The sequence below is a fragment of the Nocardia sp. PE-7 genome, assembly GCF_030486425.1.
Classification (GTDB): domain Bacteria; phylum Actinomycetota; class Actinomycetes; order Mycobacteriales; family Mycobacteriaceae; genus Nocardia; species Nocardia salmonicida_A.
This window is the reverse complement of the sequence record NZ_CP129614.1, coordinates 5,407,159-5,433,035: the sequence shown is the minus strand read 5'-3', so window position 1 is coordinate 5,433,035 and position 25,877 is coordinate 5,407,159. Positions and strand designations below refer to the sequence as shown.

The 25,877-nt window shown below is 67.4% G+C and carries 27 protein-coding genes; 6 read left to right on the top strand and 21 right to left on the bottom strand.

The features are described 5' to 3' along the window. Window positions 1–26 precede the first annotated feature (26 nt). Both QX204_RS25540 and QX204_RS25535 read right to left on the bottom strand, forming a co-directional pair. Window positions 27–578, bottom strand: a complete 552-nt coding sequence (locus QX204_RS25540; RefSeq protein WP_301908110.1) for a DUF6912 family protein — start codon at window positions 576–578, stop codon at window positions 27–29. Between the two features lie 10 nt (window positions 579–588). Then, the gene (locus tag QX204_RS25535; protein WP_301902917.1) at window positions 589–2,001 is read right to left on the bottom strand and encodes a WS/DGAT/MGAT family O-acyltransferase; all 1,413 of its coding nucleotides are present in this window, start codon (window positions 1,999–2,001) and stop codon (window positions 589–591) included. A gap of 227 nt (window positions 2,002–2,228) precedes the next feature. On the opposite strand from QX204_RS25535, the gene secA reads away from it, so the two are divergent. Continuing rightward, window positions 2,229–5,027 carry a preprotein translocase subunit SecA gene (gene secA, locus QX204_RS25530; protein WP_301902916.1) on the top strand — a complete coding sequence of 933 codons (2,799 nt, stop codon included), beginning with the start codon at window positions 2,229–2,231 and terminating at the stop codon, window positions 5,025–5,027. 66 nt (window positions 5,028–5,093) lie between these two features. On the opposite strand, the gene QX204_RS25525 is transcribed toward secA, so the two are convergent. The 3 genes from QX204_RS25525 to QX204_RS25515 all read right to left on the bottom strand — a co-directional run bounded on the left by QX204_RS25525 (window position 5,094) and on the right by QX204_RS25515 (window position 6,403). Next, the gene (locus QX204_RS25525; protein ID WP_301902915.1) at window positions 5,094–5,705 is read right to left on the bottom strand and encodes a Uma2 family endonuclease; all 612 of its coding nucleotides are present in this window, start codon (window positions 5,703–5,705) and stop codon (window positions 5,094–5,096) included. A gap of 99 nt (window positions 5,706–5,804) precedes the next feature. Then, complete coding sequence (locus tag QX204_RS25520; protein ID WP_301902913.1) at window positions 5,805–6,128, bottom strand: hypothetical protein; 324 nt, start codon at window positions 6,126–6,128, stop codon at window positions 5,805–5,807. Further along, window positions 6,125–6,403, bottom strand: a complete 279-nt coding sequence (locus tag QX204_RS25515; RefSeq protein WP_056813016.1) for a hypothetical protein — start codon at window positions 6,401–6,403, stop codon at window positions 6,125–6,127. Before QX204_RS25515 ends, QX204_RS25520 begins: the two co-directional genes overlap by 4 nt. A gap of 81 nt (window positions 6,404–6,484) precedes the next feature. Between QX204_RS25515 and QX204_RS25510 the strand changes: the two genes are divergently transcribed. Beyond that, complete coding sequence (locus QX204_RS25510; protein WP_301902911.1) at window positions 6,485–7,786, top strand: phthiocerol/phthiodiolone dimycocerosyl transferase family protein; 1,302 nt, start codon at window positions 6,485–6,487, stop codon at window positions 7,784–7,786. Here the strand turns inward: QX204_RS25510 and QX204_RS25505 are convergent. The 6 genes from QX204_RS25505 to QX204_RS25480 form a co-directional block, all read right to left on the bottom strand. Beyond that, window positions 7,776–9,293, bottom strand: coding sequence for a class I adenylate-forming enzyme family protein (locus QX204_RS25505; RefSeq protein ID WP_301902909.1), 1,518 nt, complete (start codon window positions 9,291–9,293; stop codon window positions 7,776–7,778). The genes QX204_RS25510 and QX204_RS25505 overlap by 11 nt on opposite strands. A gap of 54 nt (window positions 9,294–9,347) precedes the next feature. After that, window positions 9,348–10,115, bottom strand: a complete 768-nt coding sequence (locus QX204_RS25500; protein ID WP_301902907.1) for a glycosyltransferase family 2 protein — start codon at window positions 10,113–10,115, stop codon at window positions 9,348–9,350. After that, window positions 10,112–11,131 carry an NAD-dependent epimerase/dehydratase family protein gene (locus QX204_RS25495; protein WP_301902906.1) on the bottom strand — a complete coding sequence of 340 codons (1,020 nt, stop codon included), beginning with the start codon at window positions 11,129–11,131 and terminating at the stop codon, window positions 10,112–10,114. The genes QX204_RS25500 and QX204_RS25495 overlap by 4 nt, the downstream gene beginning before the upstream one ends. 94 nt (window positions 11,132–11,225) lie before the next feature. After that, window positions 11,226–11,546 (bottom strand): hypothetical protein, encoded by a 321-nt coding sequence (locus tag QX204_RS25490; protein WP_301902905.1) that lies wholly within the window; start codon window positions 11,544–11,546, stop codon window positions 11,226–11,228. Window positions 11,547–11,581: 35 nt separating this feature from the next. Continuing rightward, window positions 11,582–12,424, bottom strand: a complete 843-nt coding sequence (locus tag QX204_RS25485) for a beta-ketoacyl-[acyl-carrier-protein] synthase family protein (RefSeq protein WP_301902903.1) — start codon at window positions 12,422–12,424, stop codon at window positions 11,582–11,584. Between the two features lie 30 nt (window positions 12,425–12,454). After that, entirely contained in the window at window positions 12,455–13,483 is a 1,029-nt protein-coding gene (locus QX204_RS25480; protein ID WP_301902902.1) for a 3-oxoacyl-ACP synthase III family protein, read from the bottom strand. A 185-nt stretch (window positions 13,484–13,668) separates the two neighbouring features. On the opposite strand from QX204_RS25480, the gene QX204_RS25475 reads away from it, so the two are divergent. After that, window positions 13,669–14,805: a cytochrome P450 gene (locus QX204_RS25475; RefSeq protein WP_301902901.1), complete on the top strand. Its 1,137-nt coding sequence runs from the start codon at window positions 13,669–13,671 to the stop codon at window positions 14,803–14,805. 46 nt (window positions 14,806–14,851) lie between these two features. On the opposite strand, the gene QX204_RS25470 is transcribed toward QX204_RS25475, so the two are convergent. The 7 genes from QX204_RS25470 to QX204_RS25440 all read right to left on the bottom strand — a co-directional run bounded on the left by QX204_RS25470 (window position 14,852) and on the right by QX204_RS25440 (window position 22,253). Continuing rightward, the gene (locus tag QX204_RS25470) at window positions 14,852–15,565 is read right to left on the bottom strand and encodes a DUF8020 domain-containing protein (protein WP_301902899.1); all 714 of its coding nucleotides are present in this window, start codon (window positions 15,563–15,565) and stop codon (window positions 14,852–14,854) included. A 188-nt stretch (window positions 15,566–15,753) separates the two neighbouring features. Continuing rightward, on the bottom strand, window positions 15,754–17,175 hold the full coding sequence (locus QX204_RS25465) for a decaprenylphosphoryl-beta-D-ribose oxidase (protein ID WP_301902897.1): 1,422 nt from the start codon (window positions 17,173–17,175) through the stop codon (window positions 15,754–15,756). A 52-nt stretch (window positions 17,176–17,227) separates the two neighbouring features. Next, the gene (locus tag QX204_RS25460; protein WP_301902896.1) at window positions 17,228–17,866 is read right to left on the bottom strand and encodes an ABC transporter ATP-binding protein; all 639 of its coding nucleotides are present in this window, start codon (window positions 17,864–17,866) and stop codon (window positions 17,228–17,230) included. After that, window positions 17,860–18,834, bottom strand: coding sequence for an ATP-binding cassette domain-containing protein (locus QX204_RS25455; protein WP_301902894.1), 975 nt, complete (start codon window positions 18,832–18,834; stop codon window positions 17,860–17,862). The genes QX204_RS25460 and QX204_RS25455 overlap by 7 nt, the downstream gene beginning before the upstream one ends. Beyond that, window positions 18,831–19,685 (bottom strand): ABC transporter permease, encoded by an 855-nt coding sequence (locus QX204_RS25450; RefSeq protein WP_301902892.1) that lies wholly within the window; start codon window positions 19,683–19,685, stop codon window positions 18,831–18,833. The genes QX204_RS25455 and QX204_RS25450 overlap by 4 nt, the downstream gene beginning before the upstream one ends. Further along, the gene (locus tag QX204_RS25445; protein ID WP_301908109.1) at window positions 19,678–20,631 is read right to left on the bottom strand and encodes an ABC transporter permease; all 954 of its coding nucleotides are present in this window, start codon (window positions 20,629–20,631) and stop codon (window positions 19,678–19,680) included. Before QX204_RS25445 ends, QX204_RS25450 begins: the two co-directional genes overlap by 8 nt. Before the next feature lie 38 nt (window positions 20,632–20,669). Next, window positions 20,670–22,253, bottom strand: a complete 1,584-nt coding sequence (locus tag QX204_RS25440) for an ABC transporter substrate-binding protein (protein ID WP_301902890.1) — start codon at window positions 22,251–22,253, stop codon at window positions 20,670–20,672. Between the two features lie 100 nt (window positions 22,254–22,353). On the opposite strand from QX204_RS25440, the gene QX204_RS25435 reads away from it, so the two are divergent. Beyond that, window positions 22,354–22,686, top strand: a complete 333-nt coding sequence (locus QX204_RS25435; RefSeq protein ID WP_056812972.1) for an ArsR/SmtB family transcription factor — start codon at window positions 22,354–22,356, stop codon at window positions 22,684–22,686. Window positions 22,687–22,715: 29 nt separating this feature from the next. Then, window positions 22,716–23,405: a type 1 glutamine amidotransferase domain-containing protein gene (locus tag QX204_RS25430; protein ID WP_301902887.1), complete on the top strand. Its 690-nt coding sequence runs from the start codon at window positions 22,716–22,718 to the stop codon at window positions 23,403–23,405. Window positions 23,406–23,416: 11 nt separating this feature from the next. On the opposite strand, the gene QX204_RS25425 is transcribed toward QX204_RS25430, so the two are convergent. The 3 genes from QX204_RS25425 to QX204_RS25415 form a co-directional block, all read right to left on the bottom strand. Next, window positions 23,417–23,863, bottom strand: a complete 447-nt coding sequence (locus QX204_RS25425; RefSeq protein WP_301902886.1) for a hypothetical protein — start codon at window positions 23,861–23,863, stop codon at window positions 23,417–23,419. 73 nt (window positions 23,864–23,936) lie between these two features. Further along, window positions 23,937–24,392, bottom strand: coding sequence for a MarR family winged helix-turn-helix transcriptional regulator (locus QX204_RS25420; RefSeq protein WP_301902884.1), 456 nt, complete (start codon window positions 24,390–24,392; stop codon window positions 23,937–23,939). A 110-nt stretch (window positions 24,393–24,502) separates the two neighbouring features. Further along, a complete protein-coding gene (locus QX204_RS25415; RefSeq protein WP_301902883.1) occupies window positions 24,503–24,820 on the bottom strand; it encodes a hypothetical protein in 318 nt (105 codons plus the stop codon). Window positions 24,821–25,034: 214 nt separating this feature from the next. Between QX204_RS25415 and QX204_RS25410 the strand changes: the two genes are divergently transcribed. Further along, window positions 25,035–25,868 carry an Ig-like domain-containing protein gene (locus tag QX204_RS25410; protein WP_301902881.1) on the top strand — a complete coding sequence of 278 codons (834 nt, stop codon included), beginning with the start codon at window positions 25,035–25,037 and terminating at the stop codon, window positions 25,866–25,868. Window positions 25,869–25,877 lie beyond the last annotated feature (9 nt).

Here is a 25,877-nt window from a genome sequence, read left to right as displayed (position 1 = left end):
GCAACCGGGCCGCCGACCGCCGAAAACTACAACAGTTCGAGCAGGAAAGGCAGCTCCTGGGGCGCGTACCAGGCAAGCTGATGGTCCTCGGCGTCGCCGAGCACGAATTCCGCATCGGTATCACCGAGGTCGGCGGCGTCGATGACGTCCACGGCCTTGGCGACCTGCGGCTCGGCCTCGGCCAGGTCGACATGCACCGCGGCGACCTGCTTGAAGCTGATCGGCCCCGACAGCTTCACCACAGCATCGTCGAGATCGGGCCGCAGCTTCGCCCCCGGCACATCCGCCGCGATCACCGCGCGTCGATACACCGGGCCACCCGGGGCGGGCGTCGTCGATTCGGCGCTCGCGTCGTCGTCCGGATCGTCGAGGCCGTCGCGCTCGGCGCCGATCAATCGCATGGAGGCCCGTGCGGCTTCCTGCATCGCCACTTCGGCGAGCTCCTCGTCGTCGCCCGCGGCGTAGGCCTCGCGCAGGGCGGGCGTCACGGCGAACGCGGTCGCGCCGAGCGGGAGCAACTGCTGCTCGTCGACGAGTTGGCGCAGGAGCGGAATCGTCGCCGGGATGTAGACGCGCATCGTGTCGTTCTCAGAGACAGGCACCGAGCAACTCCTCCATCGATTCGTGCACCGAGGCCGCGAGGACATCGATGTCGGCCATGGCGTCGCGGTCGGCGTTGAGTCCGTAGAAGACCTGACCGTCGTACGAGGTGAGTCCGAAGCTCAACGTCTGATTGCGCAGCAGCGGCGATACCGGATACATCTCCAGCATGCGTGCCCCGCCGATGTACATCGCGGTCTGTGGTCCCGGCGCGTTGGTGATCACCAGATTGAAACTGTTGTCGGCGAAGGTACTCGCCGCCCGCACACTCATCGCGTGCAGGCTCGCGGGCGCGAACCCGGCCAGGTGCACGAGCGTGCGCGCCCGCACCCCGCGACGTTGCCTGCCCGTGGCCTCGGTGGCATGGGAGATGTGCGACAGGCGCATCGTCGGATTCGGTTCGCCCACGGGCAGATCGATGAGGAACGAGGACACCTCGCTGGCCGGGGTCAGCTGATTGTCGCCGTCGACGTAGACCGACATCGGCACCACCGCGCGCAGATTGGTCGACTCGATCAGCGCCTCGTTGCGCGAGAGCAACCAGTTGCGCAGCGCCCCGGTGACCACCGCGAGCACCGCGTCGTTGATCGAGCAGTCGAAATGTCTGCGGATGGTGCGGTAGTCGTCGAGGTCGGTGCGCACCACATCGAAGCGGCGGCTGCGCGAGGTGCGGGCGTTGAGCGGGCTGTCCGGCGCCGCGCTCGCGGTCGCCGCGCGCACCACGTTGGCCGCGGCCTTCACCGCCATCCGGGTGCCGCGCACCACGCCGAACGCGTTCGATCCCGCGTCGCGCATCACGCTGTAGGCCTCGCGCGGCTGGGCGGCCAGCTGCGACAGCGCCCCGGCCAGCAATTCCACATCGGTGGGTTCGCGCGGCGCGCGCCACGCGTCGTCGGCCAGTTCGCGCGGCAGGGGGGAGTTGTCGAGGATCACGTGACCGATCTCGAGGGCGGTATCACCGTCGACGAGCGCCGAGTGCGACTTGGTGAACACCGCGGCGCGCCCGTCGGCGAGCCCCTCGATGAGATACATCTCCCACAGCGGTCGCCCCTGATCCAGCGGACGCGAGGCGAGCCGGGCGACGAGATCGTAGAGCTGGGAGTCGCTCCCCGGGCCGGGCAGCGCGGAGCGGCGGATGTGGTAGCTGATGTCGAAACGGCTGTCCTCGACCCAGACCGGCCGGCCCATGGCCAAGGGGATCTCGCGCACCTTGCGGCGGTAGCGCGGCACCATCGGCAGCCGGGATTCGACCAGGTCGACGAGGCGTTCGTAGTCGAGTACCTGGCCCTCGGTGTCCGGGTAGGAGTTGTTCAGGATCGCGAGAGAGCCGATATGGATCGGGTTACTACTCGACTCGAGCCGATAGAACGACGCGTCCTGCGGCGTCAATCTCGTGATCACGCGCTCCGAAGCTCCTTCCGGTGCCGTATGGCGCTGATCGGGCACGCGGTACATCCTACGTCACGGCAGGTGAATAACAGTGCCGGGCAACGAGGCTCGCCGGGCGTTGTGACCTGGGGTAATGACTGCACCGGTACATCGGGCACAGGTCCGCGCCGCCGGGTACGGTGGTCTGCGGACTACCATCGCCGTTGAACACAACTCCGACCAGAGGACTGACGAGACCCGTGCCTGCGCTGACACTGACGAGGTTGCTACGGATTGGTGAAGGTCGCATGGTCAAGCGGCTCTCGAACCTCGCCGATGAGGTCATCGCGTACGGCGACGAGATCGAAGCTCTGACCGACGACGAGCTGCGCGCCAAGACCGCCGAATTCCGCCAGCGCTACGCCGACGGGGAAACCCTCGACGACCTGCTGCTCGAGGCTTTCGCCGTGGCGCGTGAGGCGTCGTGGCGGGTGCTGAACCAGAAGCACTACAAGGTGCAGATCATGGGCGGCGCCTCGCTGCACCTGGGCAATATCTCGGAGATGAAGACCGGTGAGGGCAAGACCCTGACCTGTGTGCTCCCCGCGTACCTCAACGCGATCTCCGGCGACGGCGTGCACGTGGTCACCGTCAACGACTACCTCGCCAAGCGCGACGCCGAGTGGATGGGCCGCGTGCACCGTTTCCTCGGCTTCGAGGTCGGCGTGATCCTGGGCGGGATGACCCCCGCCGAGCGTCGGGTGGCCTACGCCGCCGACATCACCTACGGCACGAACAACGAGTTCGGCTTCGATTACCTGCGCGACAACATGACTCACTCCCTGGACGATCTCGTCCAGCGTGGTCACAACTTCGCCGTGGTCGACGAGGTCGACTCGATCCTCATCGACGAGGCCCGCACCCCGCTGATCATCTCGGGCCCGGCCGACGCGTCGTCGAAGTGGTACGCCGAATTCGCGCGCATCGCGCCGCTGCTGAAGAAAGATGTCCACTACGAAGTCGACATCAAGAAGCGCACCATCGGCGTGCACGAGCAGGGCGTGGAGTTCGTCGAGGATCAGCTCGGCATCGACAACCTCTACGAGGCCGCGAACTCGCCCCTGGTGAGCTACCTGAACAACGCCATCAAGGCCAAGGAGCTCTACCAGCGCGACAAGGACTACATCGTCCGCGACGGCGAAGTGATCATCGTCGACGAGTTCACCGGCCGCATCCTGGTCGGCCGCCGCTACAACGAGGGCATGCACCAGGCGATCGAGGCCAAGGAGAAGGTCGAGATCCAGCCGGAGAACCAGACCCTGGCCACGATCACCCTGCAGAACTACTTCCGCCTCTACAACAGGCTGTCGGGCATGACCGGTACCGCCGAGACCGAGGCCGCCGAGCTGCACTCGATCTACAACCTCGGCGTGGTCCCGATCCCGACGAACAAGCCGATGGTCCGCAAGGACCAGGCCGACCTGATCTACAAGTCGGAAGAGGCCAAGTTCGCCGCCGTCGTCGACGACGTGACCGAGCGGCACGAGAAGGGCCAGCCGGTCCTGATCGGCACCACCAGCGTGGAGCGCTCGGAGTACCTGTCCAAGCAGTTCACCAAGCGTGGTGTGGCGCACTCGGTGCTGAACGCGAAGTTCCACGAGCAGGAAGCCCAGATCATCGCCGAGGCCGGTCGCCCCGGCGCGGTCACCGTGGCCACCAACATGGCCGGTCGTGGTACCGACATCGTGCTCGGCGGCAACGCCGACATCATCGCCGACATCCTGCTGCGCAAGCAGGGCCTCGACCCGGTGAACACCCCCGACGAGTACGAGGCCGCCTGGCACTCCGCGCTCGAGCAGGTCAAGAAGCAGACCGAGGACGACGCCGAGACGGTCCGCGAGGCCGGCGGTCTCTACGTGCTCGGCACCGAGCGCCACGAGTCGCGTCGTATCGACAACCAGCTGCGTGGTCGCTCCGGCCGTCAGGGCGACCCGGGCGAGTCGCGCTTCTACCTCTCGCTGGGCGACGAGCTGATGCGCCGCTTCAACGGCGCCGCGCTCGAGTCGATCATGACCCGGCTGAATCTGCCCGACGATGTCCCGATCGAGGCGAAGATGGTCTCCAAGGCCATCAAGAGCGCACAGACCCAGGTCGAGCAGCAGAACTTCGAGATCCGCAAGAACGTTCTGAAGTACGACGAGGTCATGAACCAGCAGCGCACCGTGATCTACGGCGAGCGCAACCAGATCCTGCGTGGCGAGGACATGGAGGGTCAGGTTCAGAACATGATCACCGACGTGACCACCGCCTATGTCGACGGCGCCACCGCCGAGGGCTATGTCGAGGACTGGGATCTGGACAAGCTCTGGACCGCCCTCAAGACGCTGTACCCGGTGAGCCTGGACCACAAGGAACTCACCGGCGAGACCGCCACCGGCGACGCGGGCGAACTCACCCGCGACGAGCTTCGCGAGGTCCTCCTCGAAGACGCCCATAACGCCTACGAGAAGCGCGAGCAGGAGATCGACGGTCTCGCGGGCGAAGGCGCGATGCGCAACCTGGAACGTCAGGTCCTGCTCTCGGTGCTCGACCGTAAGTGGCGCGAGCACCTCTACGAGATGGACTACCTCAAGGAGGGCATCGGCCTGCGCGCCATGGCCCAGCGCGACCCGTTGGTCGAATACCAGCGTGAGGGCTTCGACATGTTCGCCGCCATGCTGGAAGGCCTGAAGGAGGAGTCCGTCGGCTTCCTCTTCAACCTCCAGGTCGAGGTCCAGCAGCCCCAGCCCGAAGGCGTCTCGATCGACAAGGGCCTGCGCTCCCCGGTCGGTGCCCGCCCCCAGGACGCCCCCGCGGAAACCCAAGCCCCGCCGGCTCTGCGTGCCAAGGGAATCACCGATCAGGCTCCCCGGGCCATGAACTACTCGGGCCCCGCCGAAGACGGCCACGCCGAATCCCATTCCGACGCCCAGGAATACGGCGGCCAGCAGCAGTCCGGCACCCGCCGCGAACGCCGCGTAGCGGCCCGCACCGATTCCAAGGGCAAGCGCCGCCGCTGAGTTCGATGCCGAATGACGAAGGCCCCCGAGTTTCCCTGGGGGCCTTCGTCATTCGTCCACCGATTGCTACGGGCTGTCCAGTGCGTCCAAGGTGATCGCCAGAATAACCGGGGTATCGAGGACGAGCGCGGTGCGATGCACCCGATGCGGCATATACCGCATTCCTGACCAGTCGAGTCGATACTCTTCGACGCGGTCGATCCGGGTCCAGGTCTTGTCGAAATGAACAATCAGATAGACCGGAATCCCTGCACGCGCATAGAGCTGGTGTTTGATGCCTGTGTCGGCATCGACGGTCGTGCGAGAGGCGATTTCGGCGACCAAAGAAAGATGCTCACGCACAGTGTTGACGTCGTAGGGCTCGCAATCGCGAACGAAGATATCCGGGTAGCGAACGTTGAGTCGCTGGTCGTCGGGAACGTCCTCGGTATCGGCGAACCGAACCGCCACATCGGAGCCCACCCGCAGACATGGCCCTGCCGGGTCACGCGCGTTCTCGATCGCCGCGGCAAGACGGCGCACCACTCGACTGTGAGCCTCACTCTGCGCCATCGCCCGAACCACGAGTCCGTCGACGATCTCGAAATCGCCGAAGGTGGTGCCGAGCGTATCGGGCTCGGTATCGAGAAACTGTTCCGCGGTGATGCGTCGCGCCTCGTCTGGGTGCGCTGCGGTCACGGTTAGCTCCTCGTCCTCGTCGGCACCGACGAGCCTACCGCCGTGCGACTGGCCGCCGCCTCGAAGGTTGCGGATCCCCGAGCGATTTCCGGTGGCAGATCAGCTCGCGCGGTGGATCGGGTGGACTCGGGAGAGGGCGCGTTTGGCTTCGGCGAGGGAGATCATCTGGTCTTCGTCGTCGATGTCGGCGACGGCTGCTTCCGCCCATTCTCGGAGCAGGGTCGACACGCCTACGCGGCGTTCGTCGGCGAGGGATTTCAGGCGGCTGTGTAGGCCGAGGGGCAGGCGGATCGACGTGGTCACCATGATGTCTTCGTTGACGGGAAGACGTGGTGGGGCGTCGGTGGGGTCGTCGGAGAAACTCAGCCGATCCATGAAGTCGGCGAGTTCTTCTTTGCTGGACGGAAGTCCCTGCTCGCTCATGATCGGGTCTCACTTTCCCACTGCTCGAATTGCGCCAGTTCCTCGGCGCGCATCGTGCGTGCGCCGATGATCACCCACGTCCAGTCCTCCCGCTGTCGCATCACCACGATCAGCGGGCGGCCGGCTGTGGTGCGCCCCCACACCGTCAACACGGTCACCTGGCCGTCGAAGGCCGGGCGTGGCCACCGTCGTGACGCTGCGAGGACCTGCCGAACCTCGCTGGGTTCGATGCCGATCAGGTGAGCGATCGCCCAATCAGGCCACTCGAAACCCATAAGTCCATAATACGCATGTAGTAACGCCATGTGAAAGCGCTGAGCATCGGTTCGCTACGCTCACGCTGACCGGGTTCGTCGATGAAGGAGGCCGCGCGGGTGCGCAACGGTGAGGTGATTCGCCCGCTGTCGGCCTCGGAACGGTGGTTCTGGCTCGTCGATCAGTTGTCGCCGGCGAATTGCGTCGTCCGCTTGCGGGTGCGCGGCCCGATCGGCGCCTACCGCCTCGAAGAAGCCGCCGACGCACTGCTCGCGGAATTCCCCTTGCTGCGAACAACGGTTGTCGACGGTCCCTGTTTCGCCCCGTCCGTCGACCCGCACCTACCGGTGCTGCACCGCATGGTCGAAGATCCCGACGAGTGGCGCACGATCTTCGACGAACAACTGGCCGAGCCCATCGACCTCGCGACCTCGCCCGGCCGCCTCATCGATCTGGCTTGGCGCCCCGGCACTTCCGAGGAATACCACGACCTGATTCTCGTCCTGTCCCATGTCCTGCTCGACGGCCGCTCGATGACATCACTGGGCTGGCGAATTCTCGCCTACGCCTTCGGTTCCCCCGTCCCCACCCTCTCGCGCCCGCCGATTCCGGCCCCGGACGATCTCATCCCACCCGCGCACACCCGCCTCCTGCGCTGCCTGCGCACCAACCTCACCGGCCAACTCGCCGCTATGGCCCGCCGCCCGAGCAGCCTGCCCGGCATCGCGCCACCGCTACCGATTCGCCGCACCCGCACCGTGATTCGCACCATCGAGGGGCAAGCCCTCACCGACCTTCGCGCCCGCTGCCACCAGCACGACGTCACCGTCAATGCCGCCTTGACCGCTGCCCTGGCCGACGCGCTCGGCGAACTGGCGCCCCGACCGTCCGGTGTCGCCGGCATCGGTATCCCGGTCGACGTCCGTTCCCGCCTCGACCCACCCCCGGCCGACGACGAGCCGGGCATGTTCACCGCGGTAGTCCCCACCTTCGTCCCCTACGGCCCGACGTACTCACTCTGGGAAGCCGCCCGCGCGGCGAAATCCCGACTCACCCGACGACTCGCGAACAACAACGACCTCACCGCCCTGGCCGCCATCCGCTACGGCTGCCCCCGATCGCTCGAATCCGGCAGGCGCACCATCGAACTCATCGACCGCCGAGCCCCCTGGAACGTCACCCTCAGCAACCTGGGCAGACTGTATCCCCCCGAAACCCCTGAGCCGCTGCACATCACCGACCTGACAGTGGCGGGCACGAACTCCTGCGCCAGCGCACTGACGGTCGCGGTAGCCACCCTCGGCCCCACGATGTCGATCACCTTCTGCTACGTCGACACCATGCTTCCGCGCACCACCATCGAAGCCATGGCCGACCGCACCATCCGCTCGGTCACTCGCTGAGCAGTCCGCGCACCATCTCCCGCAGTGCCGCACGGTCCGGTTTGTTCGTCCGTCCGCTGACCGGAATTCTGTCCACCACCACGATGTCGTCGGGGACGGCTGTGGTGTCGATGACCTGGGGTAGTCGTTGGCGAAGGAGCGCCGCGATGTCCGCGGATTCCGGATCGGGGACGACGGCGAGCACGATGCGCTCGTCGCCGATCTCGTCCGGTAGGCCGACCATGATCGCTTCCCGCACACCGCTGATCGCGGTGATCACCGGCTCGTACAACCCCGGGTAGATGTTGGTCTTGCCCCGGATCATCATGTCCTTCTTGCGTCCGGTGAGGACCAGTTCCTTGTCGTCCCAGCGGGCGAGGTCGCCGGTCGCGATCTCGGTGAGGGGCTCGGCGCCCAGATATCCACGACACAGGTTCGGCCCGGACAACACCAGTTCGCCGTCGTCGGCGATCCGCGCCTCCACGCCGCGCACCGGCGCCCCGAGTAGATCTCCGTCGTGTGCGAGCTTGGCGGCTCCGGTCGCGACCGCCACCGGCAAGATCTCGGTCATTCCGTAGATCGCGAGAAACTCGGTGTCGGGCAACGACTTCTGTGCCCGGCGAAGAAGCGCGGAGGTGACCGGCGCGCCGCCGAGAGCCACCTGACGCAGATGTGGCGGCGCCACGAGGTCGCCGGCTTCCATCGCGTCGAGAGCGACAGCGAGGTCGGCCGGGGTATAGAACGCGTGCGTCGCACTGCGCAGATTCCGGGTGAACCGGACCGGGTCGATGTGCGTACCGAACCGCGCATACCGCGGCATCGCCCATCGTGCCCCTGCCATCAACGCGGGCAGCCCCATCATGAGCTGCTCGGTGTGCAGGAAGGCGCCGGGCGCGAGGCTGGTCTTGCCGCCCATCGCGGCGAGGCCGGCGCTCAGCGAAGCGCGAGTGTGCACCACGGCTTTGGGGTCATCGGTGGTTCCGGAGGTGAACACGATCAACGCCGCCGCCTCGGGATCGGCGGCGGGCACGGTGGTCCGGCGCGCGTCACCGGTGAAGCGCCGCAACGGAGTCGACCCGAACGGTGTCCCCGGCACCCACACCCCACTGTGGATATGTCGAACATCGAGCGCGCCGAACCGCGGCAGTTCCAAGCCCTTCTTACGCCCGAACCCGGCCAGCGGGCCGCTCACGGCGTACAGCAGCGATTCCGTTGCCGCCCAAGTGGGTTCGACCATGCCGACTCGTCGGGCGAACAGTTCCGGGCCCACACCGGGGTCGACGAACGCGATCGTCCCGCCCGCCGCGATCACCCCGAAGATCAACAGCACCGACGACACACTCGGCCGGATCGAGAACAGCATCCGATCACCGGCCGAGAACCCCGCCTCGCCGAGATTGTTCGACACCCGTCCGATGGTGTCCGCCAGTTCCCGGTAGGTGAACGCACGCTTGCCGACCGTCCCGAGCGCCGAGGCGTCCGGAATCCGTTCAGCTTGCGCGGCAAGCCGTTCGAGAAAGTCGGTCATCGGTGGTCCCCCTCGGTAGTGGTGCGCGGCGTGCGGGCATGGCGGGCGCGGCGCTCATCGAATATCGACCACGTCGGGCCGATACCGATGGTCGGCGTACCAGGCGAGCGTCTTGCGGATTCCCCAGGCACGCACCCGCCGATTCGAGCCGAACACCCGCACATCCCGACGCAACCCGTAGTCGGTGGTGATCGTGCGCACCGCATTGACCAGCGCCCGATCCTCGTGCAGGTCCTCGATCGCGGTCCGCGGGAACCCTCCTGCGGCAACATACAATTCGGCGGTTATCGCCATATTGCATCCCGGTGTCATCACGTAGGGTCCGAGATATTTCGGGTCCCGGTTACCCGAGCGCACCTTGCCGAAGGTCGACGCCACCTCCAGGGCCACCCGGATGATCGTGCGGTCGATCCAGGAAACGCCCTCATCGGTGCGCGGAATCAGCTGACCGCTGACCAGGCGCAGGCCCGAGTCGAACCCGGCTCTGATCCGCGCTGTCCAGTCGGGTGCGGGTAGGCAGTCGGCATCGGTGCGCGCGAGGTAGGTCGCGCCGTGCGCGATCGCGTGGCGCATCCCGGTGTCGGCGGCAGCCCCGGTCCCCTTCTGCTGCTCGTGGATCACCACGATGCGTGGTACCGGATGCGCCGCAGCGAACGCGCGGACCACCTCGACGGTGCCATCGGTCGAATTGTTGTCGACCACGACCACCGTGAAGTCCGTGTCCTGTTGCGCGGCAATGGCATCCAGGGTCTTGCGGATGCCGCGTTCCTCGTCGAAGGCGGGGATCACCACCCAGAGCGCGCCCGGTTCACCAGTACTCACAGGTCCTCCAACAGCCGATCGAGCCCGCCGACCTGGGCGACCCAGCGGTGGAAGTTGTCCAGTCCCGTCTCGAACGGTACGTCCGGCCGGTAGCCCAGTTCACGCTCGGCTCGCGAGAGGTCATAGGTCGCCGAACGGGTGACGAGCGCGACCGCGTACCGCGACAGCGGGGGAGTCCACCGCTGCGCGACCGCCGGTATCCGCCACAGCGTTTCGATCGCCGCCAGCGCTCCGCTCAGTACGAGTGCGGGCACCGTGCGACTCGGTCCGGTCAGAGCGAACCGTTCGGCCACGGCATCCAAAGTCGGCCACACCGACACCGGTTCCGCGTCGGCGACGAAATACGCTCGCCCGCCGACATTCTCGGCCTCGAGAGCGAGACCGACGGCGTCGACGAGATGGTCGATGTAGCACAGCGAGGCCCGAACATCGCGCCCGCCGGACAGATCCGGCAACCGGCCCGCGCGCAACTTCGCCAGAATCTGCACGATCGGTCCGCGCCGATCCCCGGGTCCCCACACCGCCCGAGGCCGCAGCGAACACGTCGTGAACCCCGGCGCGTCTGCCGCGAGCACCAATTGCTCGGCGACAGCCTTGGTTTCGCAATAGCTGTTCAGAAACCGCTCGGGGTAGGGCACCGTCTCATCGATTCCCACCTGATCCCCGCCGTCGGGCACCATCAACGCACTCGGACTCCCGATGAACACGAACCGCCGCACCCCGGCCGCCGCGGCTTCCTGCACCAGCCGATCGGTTCCCGCCACATTCACCGCGAAGTACTCCGCGGGTCGACCGAATTCACCGAGCAGGGCGGCCGCGTGCACCACAGCCCGCACCCCGGTCACCGCACGCGCCAGCGCGCCGGTGTCCCCGAGATCGGCAACCGCTACCTCGACACCCTCCGGCGCCGCCGCCGCATCCCGGACCATCGCCCGAACCGGCACCCCGCGCGCCACCAACCCACGCACGATCGCCCCACCGACGAACCCTGTCGCGCCGGTCACCAGCACAGTCATCGCGCCACGCTATACCGTCGACACGAGTCGCAGCGGGCCGGAGCCGCAGTGCCGTATCGCCGCCGCCCGATCGCATGCGGGCCCGGCGCATCGATCACCGCTCGCCCTCGCCCAACGTCTTCCACCAGGTAGCCCCGAACAGCATGGTCATCGCCGCGGCCCGGCCGGACGAGATCCCCCGTTCGGCAGCTACTTTTCGCGCCGCCGGAATCTGCGCGGCGTGCACCCCGACGCTCAGGACCACATCGATCCAGAAGGCGATGCGTAACAGCCGACTACGGAACGGCCGCACCAGCCCGACGATCAGAAATGCCCAACCGAGCACCGGAATCGACCGCAGCGCCAGCACCGCTTCCCGGCTCGGTCCCGATGCCGCGACCGTCGCCGCCCGGTGTCGACCGCCCGGCTCGCTCACCGGATCCGGAACAACATGCAACGAACGCGACCGCGTCACCGCACACCAACCCCTCGATAGGTCACCGCTGCCGCGGTGGGTCCGCCATCGGCGGCAACGAACAACAACGGCCGATCGGCCAACCCCGCGTCACGGGCCGCCACGAACGCGGCGGTCAGCGCGGAAGTGTGGACGTCCCCGCCGAATTCGTCGGTCACCACCGCGGCCACGCCGAGTTCGGCGGCCAGTCCCCCGGCGAAGTCGGGAGTCGGCTTGCCGCACAGCAGAACCACCTGTCCCGCGTCGATACCGTCGGCCGCCAATGCCTCTCGGGCCGCGACAGCGGCATGTTCGACGAGTTCGGCTGTCCCGGTAAGTAATTCCACCGTCAACGAGGACCGCCCCTCGGCCCCCATCGCCGAGAGCTTCACGTATCCCTGCGGGTCGGGCAACGACTCACCCGCGCTCACGTGAACTCCACCGAAACCGACAGCGTCGGGATCGTTCTCGAGCACGAACGCCGCACCCACCGGCTCGAACGCGAAATCGGCGTCGGCTCGCTGCGACGGATGCGCGTCCCCGGATACCACGACCACATGCCCGGCGGGCAGATCGGCCAGCAGCGAAGCGGCCACCCCGACCGCGTTCACCACCCCGCACGCCCCGTTCATCAGGTCGAACGACAAGCACGGCACGTCACCGCGCCGGTAGTCCAACCCGATTCCCGCCGCCTGCTGGATCAGCGCCGCGATCGCCGGTTCCACGAGGTTCGCATCGCGATAGACCCCCACGTTGATCAGCGCGTCGACCTCTTCGGGCTGACAACCGGCCCCCGTCAACGCCTCGCGCGCGGCCTCGGCCGCCTGACCCACCGAGCTGACGCCGCCACTGCGCGTCACTGCCGAAGAAATGATGATTCCCATACTGTCCTATACCCGCAGATCGCCGATTGTCACCGACAAGAATCCGGCGACCACCCCGGAAGCCGCCGGTACCAGTAGTACTTTCGATCCCGGCGCGATCAGTCCCTGCCGCAGCGCGTCGTGCAACACCACGAAATGCGAGGTCGACGCGGTGTTGCCGTACCGGTCGAGCACCGCGAGGCCCGGCGGCATCGCCGCGTCGAATTCGCGCTCGGCGATCTTGTTGATCAATTCCACGGCCGGGCCGCTGAATTGGTGATGGATCAGGTAGTCGTAACCCTCCTCGGCGAAGCTGGATCCGCGGGCGGCGAGGAACTCCAGCTGCCGCGAGGTCCACAGCAGGTACCGGGACTCGTTGTGCATCGAGCGATTGTCGGTGTAGAGCGCGACGCCCGGCCCCTGATCGCTCGGCATCCCCAGGCACAGCTTCGCGAACGCGGCGCTGGTGTTGAGCTCCACGTAGTCGAGCCCTGGCCCCTCGGTGCCGTCGAGCACCACGGCCGCTCCGGCGTCACCGACGGTGAGCGAGGCGAACTGCGGATCGTATTTCTGCGAGATCTCACGCACCGCGGTATCGGAGATCGGCGTGATGCATTCCCCCGAGACCACCATGCCGCGACGCACCGCGCCGGATCGAATCATCCTGTCCAGCAACAGAACTCCGGTCATCATCCCGGCGCACGCATTGGACACGTCGAAGTGGATCGCCCTGTTCGCCCCGAGCGCGGTCCGCAGCATCAGCGCGAACGACGGCTCGAGGCAGAAGTCCTCGCCGCGGGTCCGGGTGATCGAGCAGGAGATGATCACGTCCAGATCGGCGGCGGCGTAGCGGGAATTGTCCAGTGCGCTGCGGGCGGCGGCGAGGGCGATGGAGAAGGAGTCCTCGGATTCGCCGCGTACCCTCCGTGCCCTGACCCCGCTGACCTTCTCCAGATCCAGCGGCGCGTCGACGACCAGTTGCGCCAGCAACTCCGCCGTGGTCACTTCTCTGGTCGGCAGATACGCGCCGACGGCTTCGATTGTCGATCTCACCATGCTTGTTCACTTCCAGATATCGCGTGATGCACAGATCACCACCAGCGCATCTCGCCGATCCTAGCCACAGACCTTCACTAATCGGACCGGGTCGATTAGATTCTGCCGGGGTGTGGAGTTCCGCCCGACGCCATGAACTAACCCTACTCGCCGCAGGTCAACCCTGGCTGCCTGGATTATTGCTGTTGGGACGGTTCGCGCGGCCGATCCGCAAGGTTCCCGAACTCGGCTGGTTCGTCGCCGATCCGCTGGTAGCCCGCCAGATCTACAACGACAGCACCCATTTCAGCATCGTGTCCGAGGGTGCGGCCGGGCACTGGTGGGCGCAGGTCATCGGCGACTGGGTCGAGGATCTGTTCGAAGGGCCGGGGCACACCGACCTGCGGACCAAGGTGCGCGACCTGTTCACCCTCGCCCATACCGACGCCCTGGTCGAACGGGTGATCGGCCCCGACCTGCGTGACCTGCGCGAACGGCTCGCGGCGGGGGAGACCGTCGACATCGCCGCCAGGGCGCAGATCCTGGTCGGGCGCAGCGTCTCCGACCTGGTCGGCATGCGCCCCGAGGACATCGCCGCGGCCATCGGCGGCGATTACACCGACGACCAGGATGCCCTGTTCCTGCGCCTGTTCCATCACGTCGAAGAGCTGGTCAACCTGGGTTTCGGCACCATGGCGTCGACCACGCTCGATCCCGTGGCACTGGACCGCGCCCGTGAGCTGGCCACCCAGCTCGCCGTGAATGTCCCCGATGCCTACGCCCGCGCCGACCCCGACACCACCCTCGGCCGCTGCCGTGAACTGGGATTGGACGTGGAGCACGCGGGCGGCCTGGCGATCCTGATGGCCGTGGCCGGCACCGACACCCTCGCCAGCGCCATGACGAGAATGGTCGCGATCATGCACGACACCGGCGAGCATCGCGCCCTGCTCGCCGCACCCGACCGGCTCCCCGACGCGGTCCGCGAGACCTTGCGCGTCACCAGCCCGGCCTATCTCGTCGGCCGTTCGGTGACGGCGGACGTTCGCATCGCCGACCGCGACCTGCGCGCGGGCGAACACGTCAAAATCCTCACCTGGACCATCAACAACGCCGCGGGCGAGTTCCGCGTCGACCGCGGCTACAACCCCGAAACCCGTCAGCTCTGGTTCGGCGGCGGCCGCCACCTCTGCCTGGGCGCCCAACTCGTCCACTCCGAACTCACCGCGCTCCTCGAAGCGCTCACCGACGCCGGTCGCCCCTGGGAGATCGTCGAACGTCGCTATCGCAGAAAGGTTTTCATTCCCACCTACGAAAAACTGCGCATCCGCCTCGCGCGCTGAACAGCACAGAAGCCCCGTCGGGTGGACGGGGCTTCTGCGACGAGGACTACTGGTTTTCCGGCGCGTTGATCCGGTTGGCGAAGCCGATGCCGATGGCGATCGCGGCGGGAACGCCGGTCAGCACCAGGCCCGCGGCCGCACCCAGCGGGATGCCGACGGCGGCACCGGCGAGGCAGCCCGCGACGCCGGTGGCGCCACCGAGGGCGAGCACCGGGATGCCGAGGAGCATGCCGCCCGCGCCGCCGATGGCGCAGCCCGCGACGCCGCCGGTGAGGGTGCCGACGAGGGTGCCGATGGCGGTGATGATGCCGAACTGGGTGGCAGCGGCGCCGACGGCGTCATCGAAGGCGTCCTGACGAACGACGTCCTTCAGCAGGGTCGACGGGCGGGCCGAGGCCGCGTCGGTGCGCGGGGTCAGGGTGGCGCGGGTGCCGTCGACGACGGCGTCGATCGGGTACTCGAGGTCGTCGATCGTGTAGGCGAGCGGCAGGGCGGCGACGATGTTGCCCTGGTTGTCGCGCACCTGGAACTGATTGTTCGCGGTGGTGAGCGAGCCCGCGTCGGTCTCGACGACCACGGCGTCGCCCTCGATGCCGGTCTTCCAGTTGATGCCGGGCAGCACCTGGTTCACGCCCTGGTTCACGCCGTCGAGGAAGGCCGGGACGGGAGCAGGCGCCGGAGCGGCGTGCGACGTGCCGGTGGCGACGCCGAGCGCGGCGATGACGAGTGCGGAGGTTGCGGCAACCTTGCTGAAGTTCATGAATGCAGTCTTTCCCTCAATGGCGATGCTCCCTGGGGAGCGCAGGCCCTCGATCGAGCACCCATGATCAAGTGTCCAACTGTTTGTTGCTGAAATGTAACTTAAAAAGTCGTAAGAGTTCAAAACGGACAGTGATGTGCGTCATCCTCGGTGAATTCGATGTGCGGTTAACGACTTTCATTCACCATTCACCGGTCGTGATCTGGAGCACAATGATGACGAAGTCCTGTGACCAGCCGCAATCGTCGTGAGAGGTCGGAGGCGAATACCCGCTCCGGGTCGACTCGATTCCGGATCCGGCGCCATTCGTCGAGCCTCGGGTACATCGTCGCGATCATCTCGGGCGTGGTCCGTGATTCCTTCGCGAGGTACAGGCGTCCGCCCGCTGCCAGCACCCGTTCGTCGAGGTCGACGCAGAACCGGTCGAGCCCGCCGGTCAGCCCGAAGTCCAAGCTCAGCATGTATCCGGGATGGGGCCACGACAGCGGCGCCGGGTTGCCCGCCCCCATCCGTTTGAACACATTGAGGAACGAGTGGTGCCCCGATTCGGCGATGGCTCGCACCGTGTCGGCCAGTTGCCGCTCGGACCCGAACGGCATCGAGAACTGATACTGCAGGAACCCTCGCTTGCCATAGGCGCGATTCCATTCACCGAGCAGATCGAGGGGGTGATAGAACTGCGTCAGATTCTGGATTCGTCCGCGCGCCCGCCGGGGAAAAAGGCGATGAGCGGCCTCGGCCGCGATCCGGGTGGTCACCGAATTCACCATCCCGTTCGGAAAGATATCGGGCACGGTGAACAATTGTGGCGCATCGAAATTCAAGGGTTTGCTGCGCAACCTCACCGGCAACTGGTCGACAGGGGCCAGCGACCCCCTGCTGAATCCGGCCCGACCGAGTTTCGCCCCGGTGGAAATGGTGTCCGGCACCGCCATCGAGTAGTCGTACCCTTCATCGGAACCGCCGGTGAGCAATTCCATCGTCTCGTCGAGATCGCGTGTGCGGTCGTTGTCGACGAGGAAATACGCGGTCTCGGTGTGCTTCAACCGGACTCGCGCCCCGACGACGATGCCGGTGAGCCCCATCCCGCCCACCGTCGCCCAGAACAGCTCGGAGTCGGCCCCCTCCGGCCTCAACGTGCGCACCGAGCCGTCAGCGGTCAGCAGGTCCATCGACACCACATGATTGCCGAAGCTGCCCTGCGAATGATGGTTCTTCCCATGGATGTCGGCACCGATCGCCCCGCCGACCGTCACCTGCCTCGTCCCCGGCAGCACCGGAATCCACAGCCCGAACGGCAGTGCGGCCCGCATGAGCGCGTCCAGGCTGACGCCCGCCTCGACCTCGACGATCCCGCTGTCGGGATCGATGCTGTGGATGCGGTCCAGTGCGGTCATGTCGACGACCAGCCCACCCGCGTTCTGCGCCGGATCGCCGTAGCTACGCCCGAGTCCCCGCGCGATCACTCCGCGCGGGCCCGCGGTCCGCACCCGTTCGGCGATCACCGCGATATCGGGCGTGCGCAGCACTTCGGCGACGGTCGGTGCGGTGCGCGCCCAACCACTGAGACTGCGGCACGCGCTGACTGGTCTACCCTGCGTGAATGTCACAGGGGCTCACGCTAAAACGGGTTCCTGTGGGCAACCTGAGGTAATCGTGGGTTTATTGCGGAGATGCCCGTGCGGTGGTGAGTGCGCCCTCGTGCATCGTCGCGATGCGGGTGCAGGCGGCCTCGCGCAGGGCTTCGTCGTGGCTGATCAGCAGGACGCCGAGGTTGTCGCCGGCTCGGGTCATGACCAGGCGGATGATGGTGGCGGTAGTGGCCGCGTCGAGCATGGCGGTGGCTTCGTCGAGGATCAGGTAGCGGGGGTTCTGGGCGAGGGCACGGGCCAGGCAGGCGCGCTGGAGTTGGCCGTCGCTGAGCGCGTGCGGGCGACGGTCGAGCAGGTCGGGGGTGAGGCCGACGGCGGTGGCCGATGCCGTGAGATCGGGGACCGTGGCGCGGCGGATGCGGGCGGGCTCGGCGATGATCTGGGCGATGGTGAAGTGGGGATTGGTTGCGGCACGGGGGGATTGAAAGACCATGGCGATGGTGCCGCGCGCCTGTCGGGGTGTCCGGCCGTCGACGGTGACCGTGCCGGAGGTGGGTGTCAGCAGTCCGGCCATCGTCCGGGCGAGCGTGGTCTTCCCTGATCCCGAGTCGCCGGTGATCCCGACGATCTCTCCCGGGCTGATCTGCAGGTCGACCTCGCGGATGACGGGTCGGCCGTAACCCGCGGTGATGGAGTCGGCGATCAGCATCGGGACCTCGGTCGGCGAATCATGCGCTGCTGCTGGGGAATCAACTGTGTCGGGCCACCCGCGTAGGGGCAGATCTCGGACAGGTTCGTCAGCGCACGCGGGGGATGGGGCAGCGGGTGCAGGCCGCGTTCGGGCAGGGCGGCGAGCAGGTCGCGGGTGTAGTCGTGCCACGGATCGGCGAGTACGTGCGCGCCGGGGCCGACTTCCATCAGGCGTGAGGCGTACATCACCGCGACGGTGTCGGCGATGCCGGCGCGGATCAGGTGCCCGAGATCGTGGGTGATCAGCAGGACCGCCACGCCGCCATCGGCGCACTCGCGCAACAGTTTTCCGATCTGGTCGGTGCGTGCGCGATCGAGCCCGGAAGTGGGTTCGTCGGCGATGATCACCTCGGGGTCGCCTGCCAACGCCGCCGCCACGGCCGCCCGTTGGGCCATCCCGCCGGAGAGTTCGTGCGGGTACAGGTCGAGCGCCGTGCGGGCGAGCCCCGCGCGATCGACGAGGTCAGCCGGGGTGTGTGCGGTGCCGAGGGCGGCGATCGTCTCCTGGAGTTGGGAGCCGACGGTCCGCACGGGAGTGAAGGAGGTGCCCGGGGATTGGGGCACCAGCGCGATATGGCGGCCGCGATAGGAGTGCTCGCCGGCGAGGATGTCGACCGGTCCGGCGGTGGAGTTCGCCGGATCGTCCACCTGCAGGTGGATGGACCCGGTGGTGACGGCAGCGTGGGGCAGTACCCCCATCACCGCACCGCCGACAATCGACTTCCCGCACCCGGATTCGCCGACGAGCGCGGTGATGCTGCCCGATTCGACGTCGAGCGACAGCTCGGTCACCGCGTGGACCACATCGCCACGGCCGACCGGAATTCGTACGGTCAGCGCATCGATCGACAAGCTGGTGCCCCGACGTCCACGGTCGATGTCGATCAGCGCGCCCGCTGTCTCCTGGGGGAGGCAGGGTCCTGTCATCGCGGCATCCTCGACGGTTTCGGTGGGGCGAGAAGTCCGCGCAGTGACGACCCCGCGACAGCGACCGCCACCGTCGTCAGTACCAGGAATCCGGCGGGGAATGCCAGCGTCCACCACCCGCCCAGCAGCAGCGAAGTGCGCGCTTCCTCCAGCAGGGTGCCCAGGCTCGGTTCGTGCGGCGGCAGCCCGAACCCGAGGAACGACAGAGTCGACTCGTGCCAAATCGCATGGGGGAGAAGCAGAACCACCGCGATCAACGCCTGCGGGGCGACGGCGGGCAGCAGATGCCTGATCAGCAGGTGAGCGCGACTCGCACCCGCGAGCACCGCCGCGGACACGTACTCGCGCTCGCGCAGACTCAAGCTCTCCGCCCGCACGATCCGCGCCACCTGCACCCAGTGGGTGAGTCCGATCGACAACACCACCGCCAGCGCGTTCCCCCGGAACAGCGCCACGATCACGATCCCCAGCAGCAGATGCGGCAGCGCGTTGGCGGTATCGGCGATCCGCATCACCACCCGGTCCACCCACCCGCCCGCCAGCGCCGACACCGCACCGACGAGCACGCCGATCACCGTCGACACCGCCGCCGCGCAGGCCGCGACGATCAGCGAGGTTCGCAGCGCCGTCGCGATCCGCACGAACAGCGACCGCCCGGCCGAGTCGGTGCCGAACCACCACTGCCCCGTGGGCGCCTGCCGCGCACTGGCGAAATCGGTCAGCCGATCGTCGACGCCGCCCACCCATGGCACGACCACCGCGTACAGCACGACCGCGACCAGCACCGATAGCGCGACGGACAACCGTCGCTCAGCAGCCCCATGCGGGCGCCGACCCCACCTCTCACCCATCGGCGCGCACCCGCGGGTCGAGCAGCACCACCGCGACATCGGCGAGCAGCGACCCGAGCATAACCGCGCAGGTCGTGCCCACCGTGAGAACGGCCAACAGGGCCATGTCCAGGTCCTTCGCCGACTGGACGAACGCACCCGCGATCCCCGGCCACGAGAAGATCTCCTCCACCAGCACCGCGCCGACCACGACCTCGGGCAGTCGGGCGCCGAGGATCGTCACGAACGGGGCCAGCGAAGTCGGCAGGATGTGGCCGCGGGTGATCGTCGCGGTATCGATGCCGCGCGTGGCCGCCCCGACCACGAAATCCTCACCGCGATTGCCCGACACCGATTCCCGCACGGCCAGCAGTAGCCACGGCACCTGCGAGACAGCCAAGGCGGTGGCGGGCAGCACGAGATGTCGCGCCACCTGGCCGAATCCGACCTCGGCCCCGGCATCGGTGAGCCCCGCGGGCGGCAACCAGCCGAGTCCGACCGCGAACAAGGCGATCGCGGCCAGCGATACCACGAACGGCGGCAGCCCCTGCATCACCACGCACGACGCCGTGACCAACCGGTCGATCAACCCACCGCGATACATACCGGTCCAGACTCCCGCGCCGAGCGCCACGACGATCGCCACACTCATCGCGACGACGACCAGCAGCATCGTCCACGGAATCCGTTGGGCGAGAAGGGTACTGACCGGCTGCGCGAAACTGCGCGAATCGCCGAGATCGCCGCTGAGCAGGTCGCCGAGCCAGCGTCCGTACAGCTGGTACCACGACGCGTCGAGCCCGAGTCGATTCGTGAGCAGCTCCCGATCCGACGCGCTCGTCGTCTCGTAGCGTGCGCCGAGATACCCGACCAGCGGGTCGAACGGCGACACCGCCGCCGCGGCGAACAGCGCGGCCGACACGGCGGCGAGCACCGGGATCAACGTCACCGATCGCCACCCGACCATCGCCGGGAGGCCGCGTCCACGAACGCGACTGCGCCCCATCAGCGGGTCCAGGTCTGCAGCGACCACCACGGTCCCCAGGTGACGCCGTGCGCGTGCGGCTCGAGAATCGGCCCCGACATCTTCCAGGCCGAATCCTTCACCACATAGGTGTGGTCGAGGTGCACCAGGAACACGTGGCTCGGATCCTGGGCGTACCGGCTCTGCACCTCCCGATACGCGGCGGCGCGCACAGCGGGATCGGTGCTGCGCCTGGCGGTATCGAGTCGCGCGTCGATCGTCGGGTCCGAGTGACGGCTCGCGTTGTCGTACGGGCTGCCCGCGCTCGGGTCGAGTGGCGGCGAGTGCAGAGTGTTGTAGGCCTGGGTGTCGGGGTCGTAGGGTTCGCTTCCGCCGCCGAGCAGGATCGCGGCCTGCGCGATGCGTGGTTCGATCCGATCCCAGGAGAGCGCTTCGAGATCGACCTCGATGCCGACTCGGCGGGCGTCGGAGGCGAAAGCCATTGCGAGATCGCGCCGCAACGTGTCGGTGGAGTTGTACATCACGGTGAATCGCGCGCGCACACCCTCTTTCGCACGCACACCCTCAGCGCCTGTCCGCCAGCCCGCGCCATCGAGGATCTGCTCGGCGCGGGCGCGATCGAAGGCGAAAGAGACTGCCGGGTTATGGGATTCGCCGTAGACATCGGCGAAGGGTGTGTAGGCCGGACGGCCGTAGCCGCCGAGGATATTGTCGATCATCGCCTGGCGGTCCACCGCGAAGTTCAGTGCCAGGCGGACGGCCGCGTCCCCGGCGACCGGATCGCTCTCGGGCATCGACACACCACGCCAATCGGCGGAAGTATTGGCCTGCACCGACATCCGCTGCGCGAAGGTGGCGGCCAACAGTGGCGGCAGCGAGGTTCCGTCGAGCTCACCGGAGGCCATCCGTTGTGCGCGGGTGTTGTCGTCCGGCACGTGGAGCACGGTCAGCCGTTTGACCGAGGGTGCTCCACCCCAATAGCTTTCGTTCGCCTCGAAGAGCGCCCGGGTCGGTTCCAGCGTGGTGAGTCGATAGGGACCGGTGCCGATCGGGGCGGTATTGAGCGGCGATGCGGTCGCGGGTCCCGGCGTCGCGACGGCCTCCGACGGAACGATCCCGATCAGCAGCTTGGTCGGGAACGCGGCATAGGGATGACGCAGGGTGAACCGCACCGACAGCGGATCGACAGCGTCGACCCGCTCGATCATCGAAAACGACGACCGCACCTCCGAGACCGACGCCGGATCCAGAATCGCCCGATAGGTCGCCACCACATCGGCGGCATCGAACGCCGATCCGTCACTGAACCGCACCCCGGGCCGCAGCGGTGCCGTCCACACGGTCGCGTCGGCGTCGGGGATCGGCAGTCGAGTCGCCAGGGCCGGGGCGAAGTCGGGCACGCCGGTGCCGCCGGTCAGCCGCAGCAATCCGTCATAGACCTTGGCTTCGCCTGCCGCGCCGTAACCGGCGACGGGGTTGTATCCGCCCAGTTCATACGCATCGGCGAGGACGAGCGAGTCGGGGGAGCCGCTCTCGGGCGCACCGCAGGATGTCAGCGTGACCGCCAGCGCGGCCCCCACAGCGAACAGCGGCCGAGCGCGCATCGATCATCCCTACACTTCTCATGTTTATCTGAACAGATGAACAGATAATAGTCGCGGGCAGTGCCGTCCTGTCCACTCGGCGATTAAGCTGGGGATCGCCATGGGAGAGCCACGCACACTGCACGGGTCGCCGGTCGAACTCGGTCGGCGCGCGATCGGCGACGTCGAGATCCGGGAGTGGGCTCAGCGCTTCGATCTGCTGTCGGATCCGGGTCGTCTGGAAATTCTGCTGTGCCTGCACCGCTCACCCGGCATCAGCGTCGGCGAACTGGCCGCCGCGATCGGTCGCAACGAGAACGCGATCTCGCAGGCCCTGCGCGTCTTGCGCCACGAGGGATGTGTCACCTCGAGCCGTGAAGGTCGTTCGGTCACCAACCGGCTCACCGACCCGATCATCCACGAAATTCTGCACACCATCGGCGCCAAGCACTGACGTCGACAGTCCACTCCTCGGAGGCGATGATGGCGAAGATCCTGTTCGTGATGACCGGTGCCGATCAGTGGACGTTGTCGCGCAATGTCAAACGCCACACCGGGTACTGGGCCGACGAATTCGCTACGCCCTACCGGATATTCACCGAGGCCGGGCACGAAGTCGTCGTAGCCACGCCGGGCGGGGTGAAGCCGCCGGTGGATCTGGGGAGCCTGGCGCCGGTGCCCAACGGTGGCGAGGAGGGTGCGCGCGTGGTCGCCGAGACCATCGAAAATGCGGCGCCGCTGGATGATCCGGTGTCACTGGGAGATGTCCGTCTGAACGACTACGACGCGGTGTTCTATCCGGGCGGGCACGGGCCGATGGAAGACCTTGCCGTGAACAAGGATTCGGCGGCGCTGCTGGTCGAAGCCCTGCATTCCGGCAAGCCGCTGGCGCTGGTCTGTCACGGCCCCGCAGCCATCCTGGCAACCGCAGCCGATGGGCCATCGCCCTTCGCTGGGTATCGCCTCACCGCCTTCAGTGATGCGGAAGAACGTCTGGGCGGTCTCGCCGACCAGGCCGAGTGGCTACTCGAAGACCGGCTGATCGAACTCGGCGCGCAGTATCACAGCGGCGAGCCGTTCGCGCCGTTCCTGCAAGCCGACCGAAATCTGCACACGGGGCAGAACCCCGCCTCGGCCGGTCCGTTGGCCGAGGCGGTGCTCGACGTTCTGTGAAGACCTGTCGCTCAGGCGGCAGAGCCGGGACGGACGATCATGAGTACGACCACGGCCGTCCACAGCAGGTTGTAGATCCCCGCCAGCATCGACAGCACGCGCAGGCGCTTGCCGTCGTCGGGCTGGTCGAGGGCTTCGCGTTGCATCGGCACGATCTGCACGGCGAGCAGCCCACCCGCCACGGCGGTGGTCACCATCGCGGTGGTGATCCAGATTTCGTTCATCCGGCCCTGGATCGTGGCCAGCACGATGCCGATCACCGGCACGATGATCGCGAGTTTCGCGTAGTTGCCGGTGATCCGGTGCATGGCGACCGCGACCGACCTGCTGCGGACCGACTCGGGATCGGGCCCACCCGCTACCGGTGCGTACCGGGGGAAAAGACTGGTGGCGACGGCCGAGCCGCCGACGAAGACAATGCCCGCGAGCACATGCGCGGACAACAGGATGTGTTCCAACTACCGACTCCCTCCGACCTTCAATACGCTTGAAGCCTAGCTCGAGCTTTAGTCATATTGAAGGTCGGCTTCGTCACTGGGGTCGAGGTGGGAGCTCCCCGGCGAACGCGTCGACGATCGCCGCGCCGACCCGCCGCAGAATCGGATCCGCTTCGGCCCCGAACAGCGCGATGTCCACCCGTGCCACCGCCTCGCGCGCCTGCGCGAGCAGCTCCGCCCCCGCCTCCGTCAACTCGATCGCCGACGCCGACCCCGCCCGCGCCGTCCGATCCTGCACCAGCCCCGCCCCGACCAGCCCCTTCACCGCGGCGTGCACACTCTGCACACTCGTCCCCGACATCCGCGCCAACTCGCTGAACGAGGCCCCCGGCACCCCATTGATGTGCCCGAGCAACCCCAACCGAGCCACCGTCAGATCCAACACCCCCAACTCCACCCCCAACGCCGCCTCCACCCGCCGCGACATCGTGATCACCAAAATGCTCGGGCTCATGATCGGCGGTCCAGGACGTTCGCTCTCGGTGGTCACCACCCCATTTTCCCGCACGAGACCACGACCGTCGTGTACTGGGCGGTATCTCCGTCGTGTCCCGGTGAAATAGCTTCGGGCCCAGCGAGTTCGCGGGGAGCCGCGCCGGCCTAGGCGGGGAGGGCGGGGAGGGTTCTCGTGTGGGTGACCTCGGGGGAGACCGTGATGATGTCGCAGGCGGCGACGATGCGGTGGGGCAGGTCGGAGCCGAGGTGGGTGAGGCTGGGGGTGACGATCGCGACGGCTTCGGTGGTGGTGACCACGTCGAGCAGGCGGCCGATCGGGTCGGTGGTGCGGTCGCTGAAGACGACGGTCTTGGTGAAGCGGTAGCCCAGACGCTCGGCTAGGGAACGGATCTGCGTTTCGTCCCAGGACTGGGCGACACCTGAGATGTCGCGGCGCAGGTAACCGATCGCCGGTGGCTTCATGGGCATGACGGTACCGGCGGACGGTGTCCAGGTTGTGTACGCGAGCTGACGCGAGTCGAATTCGAAATCTGAACGAGATCTATTTCGGATTTGGATCCGCCGGGTACCGGAGCGTGATCTACTGCTCGCCACTCGGGCGAATCAGCGCCTCGACGACGTCGAGGGCGTCCGGCGTACTTGGAGACAGATGATGGTGGACAGAAGAGTGCAGCGCGTGGCCACGTTCGCGGCCGCGGCGGGACTGGCGATGACAGCGTTTCCGGGATCGGCGGCGGCCGCTCCGGCGAGCATCGCGTGGGATGACGGCAACAGTCACTTCACCCGGACGGTGTCGAACACCAACCCGGTGGTCGGCGACACCGTCACCGTGACGACGAAGTTCGAGCGCACCGGCATTCCGGTGGAATACATCTACTCGGTCAAGGACCTGCACCCGGCGTGCCTGACCCCGGTCGCGGGCTCGGCGAAGATGTCGGGTGACGCCGTGTCGATCGACACCTCGTCCTCGGACTGGGTCCGTGCCGAGTTCGGCATCACCAAATACCCGGTGTACCCGAATATCTCGCCGAAGTCGCAGACCTTCGAGATCCAGTACAAGGTCGGCGTGAACTGCGCCCGCGATACCCCGCTGCCGACGTCGATGCACTACGGCGGGTCGCTCGGCGACGGCATCTATCAGGGCAAGGGTCCGGCCATCACGGTGTCCGGCGACGCCGTGTCCAGCACGACGATCACCGAGGTGTCGGGTGCGCAGGTCGGCAAGGCCGTCACGCTGGAGGCGAGCGTGACCCCGGCGGCCGCGGGCGGCACGGTCCAGTTCAAGGCGGGCGACAACGTGCTCGGCGACATTCCGGTGGGCGCGAACGGCAAGGCGAGCATCGTCTGGACGCCGGGCGCCGCGGGCTCCTACAACATCGGCGCGGCCTTCTCCGGGCGCAGCGGTGTGGCGAGTTCGTCGACCACCAAGACGGTCACCGTGGCCGAGTTGCCGACCGACGGTGGCGGCGACGACGGCGGCGGCGTGAATACCGGGTCGTTCAGCTTCTGAGAGTCGGCC

Coding starts and splice junctions, on each gene's coding strand:
- QX204_RS25540 (WP_301908110.1), bottom strand. CDS start 578: ATGCGCGTCTACATCCCGGCGACGATTCCGCTCCTGCGCCAACTCGTC.
- QX204_RS25520 (WP_301902913.1), bottom strand. CDS start 6,128: ATGAGCGAGCAGGGACTTCCGTCCAGCAAAGAAGAACTCGCCGACTTC.
- QX204_RS25515 (WP_056813016.1), bottom strand. CDS start 6,403: ATGGGTTTCGAGTGGCCTGATTGGGCGATCGCTCACCTGATCGGCATC.
- QX204_RS25510 (WP_301902911.1), top strand. CDS start 6,485: ATGAAGGAGGCCGCGCGGGTGCGCAACGGTGAGGTGATTCGCCCGCTG.
- QX204_RS25505 (WP_301902909.1), bottom strand. CDS start 9,293: ATGACCGACTTTCTCGAACGGCTTGCCGCGCAAGCTGAACGGATTCCG.
- QX204_RS25495 (WP_301902906.1), bottom strand. CDS start 11,131: ATGACTGTGCTGGTGACCGGCGCGACAGGGTTCGTCGGTGGGGCGATC.
- QX204_RS25480 (WP_301902902.1), bottom strand. CDS start 13,483: ATGGTGAGATCGACAATCGAAGCCGTCGGCGCGTATCTGCCGACCAGA.
- QX204_RS25470 (WP_301902899.1), bottom strand. CDS start 15,565: ATGAACTTCAGCAAGGTTGCCGCAACCTCCGCACTCGTCATCGCCGCG.
- QX204_RS25460 (WP_301902896.1), bottom strand. CDS start 17,866: ATGCTGATCGCCGACTCCATCACCGCGGGTTACGGCCGACCCGTCATC.
- QX204_RS25455 (WP_301902894.1), bottom strand. CDS start 18,834: ATGACAGGACCCTGCCTCCCCCAGGAGACAGCGGGCGCGCTGATCGAC.
- QX204_RS25450 (WP_301902892.1), bottom strand. CDS start 19,685: ATGGGTGAGAGGTGGGGTCGGCGCCCGCATGGGGCTGCTGAGCGACGG.
- QX204_RS25445 (WP_301908109.1), bottom strand. CDS start 20,631: ATGGTCGGGTGGCGATCGGTGACGTTGATCCCGGTGCTCGCCGCCGTG.
- QX204_RS25440 (WP_301902890.1), bottom strand. CDS start 22,253: ATGCGCGCTCGGCCGCTGTTCGCTGTGGGGGCCGCGCTGGCGGTCACG.
- QX204_RS25435 (WP_056812972.1), top strand. CDS start 22,354: ATGGGAGAGCCACGCACACTGCACGGGTCGCCGGTCGAACTCGGTCGG.
- QX204_RS25430 (WP_301902887.1), top strand. CDS start 22,716: ATGGCGAAGATCCTGTTCGTGATGACCGGTGCCGATCAGTGGACGTTG.
- QX204_RS25415 (WP_301902883.1), bottom strand. CDS start 24,820: ATGAAGCCACCGGCGATCGGTTACCTGCGCCGCGACATCTCAGGTGTC.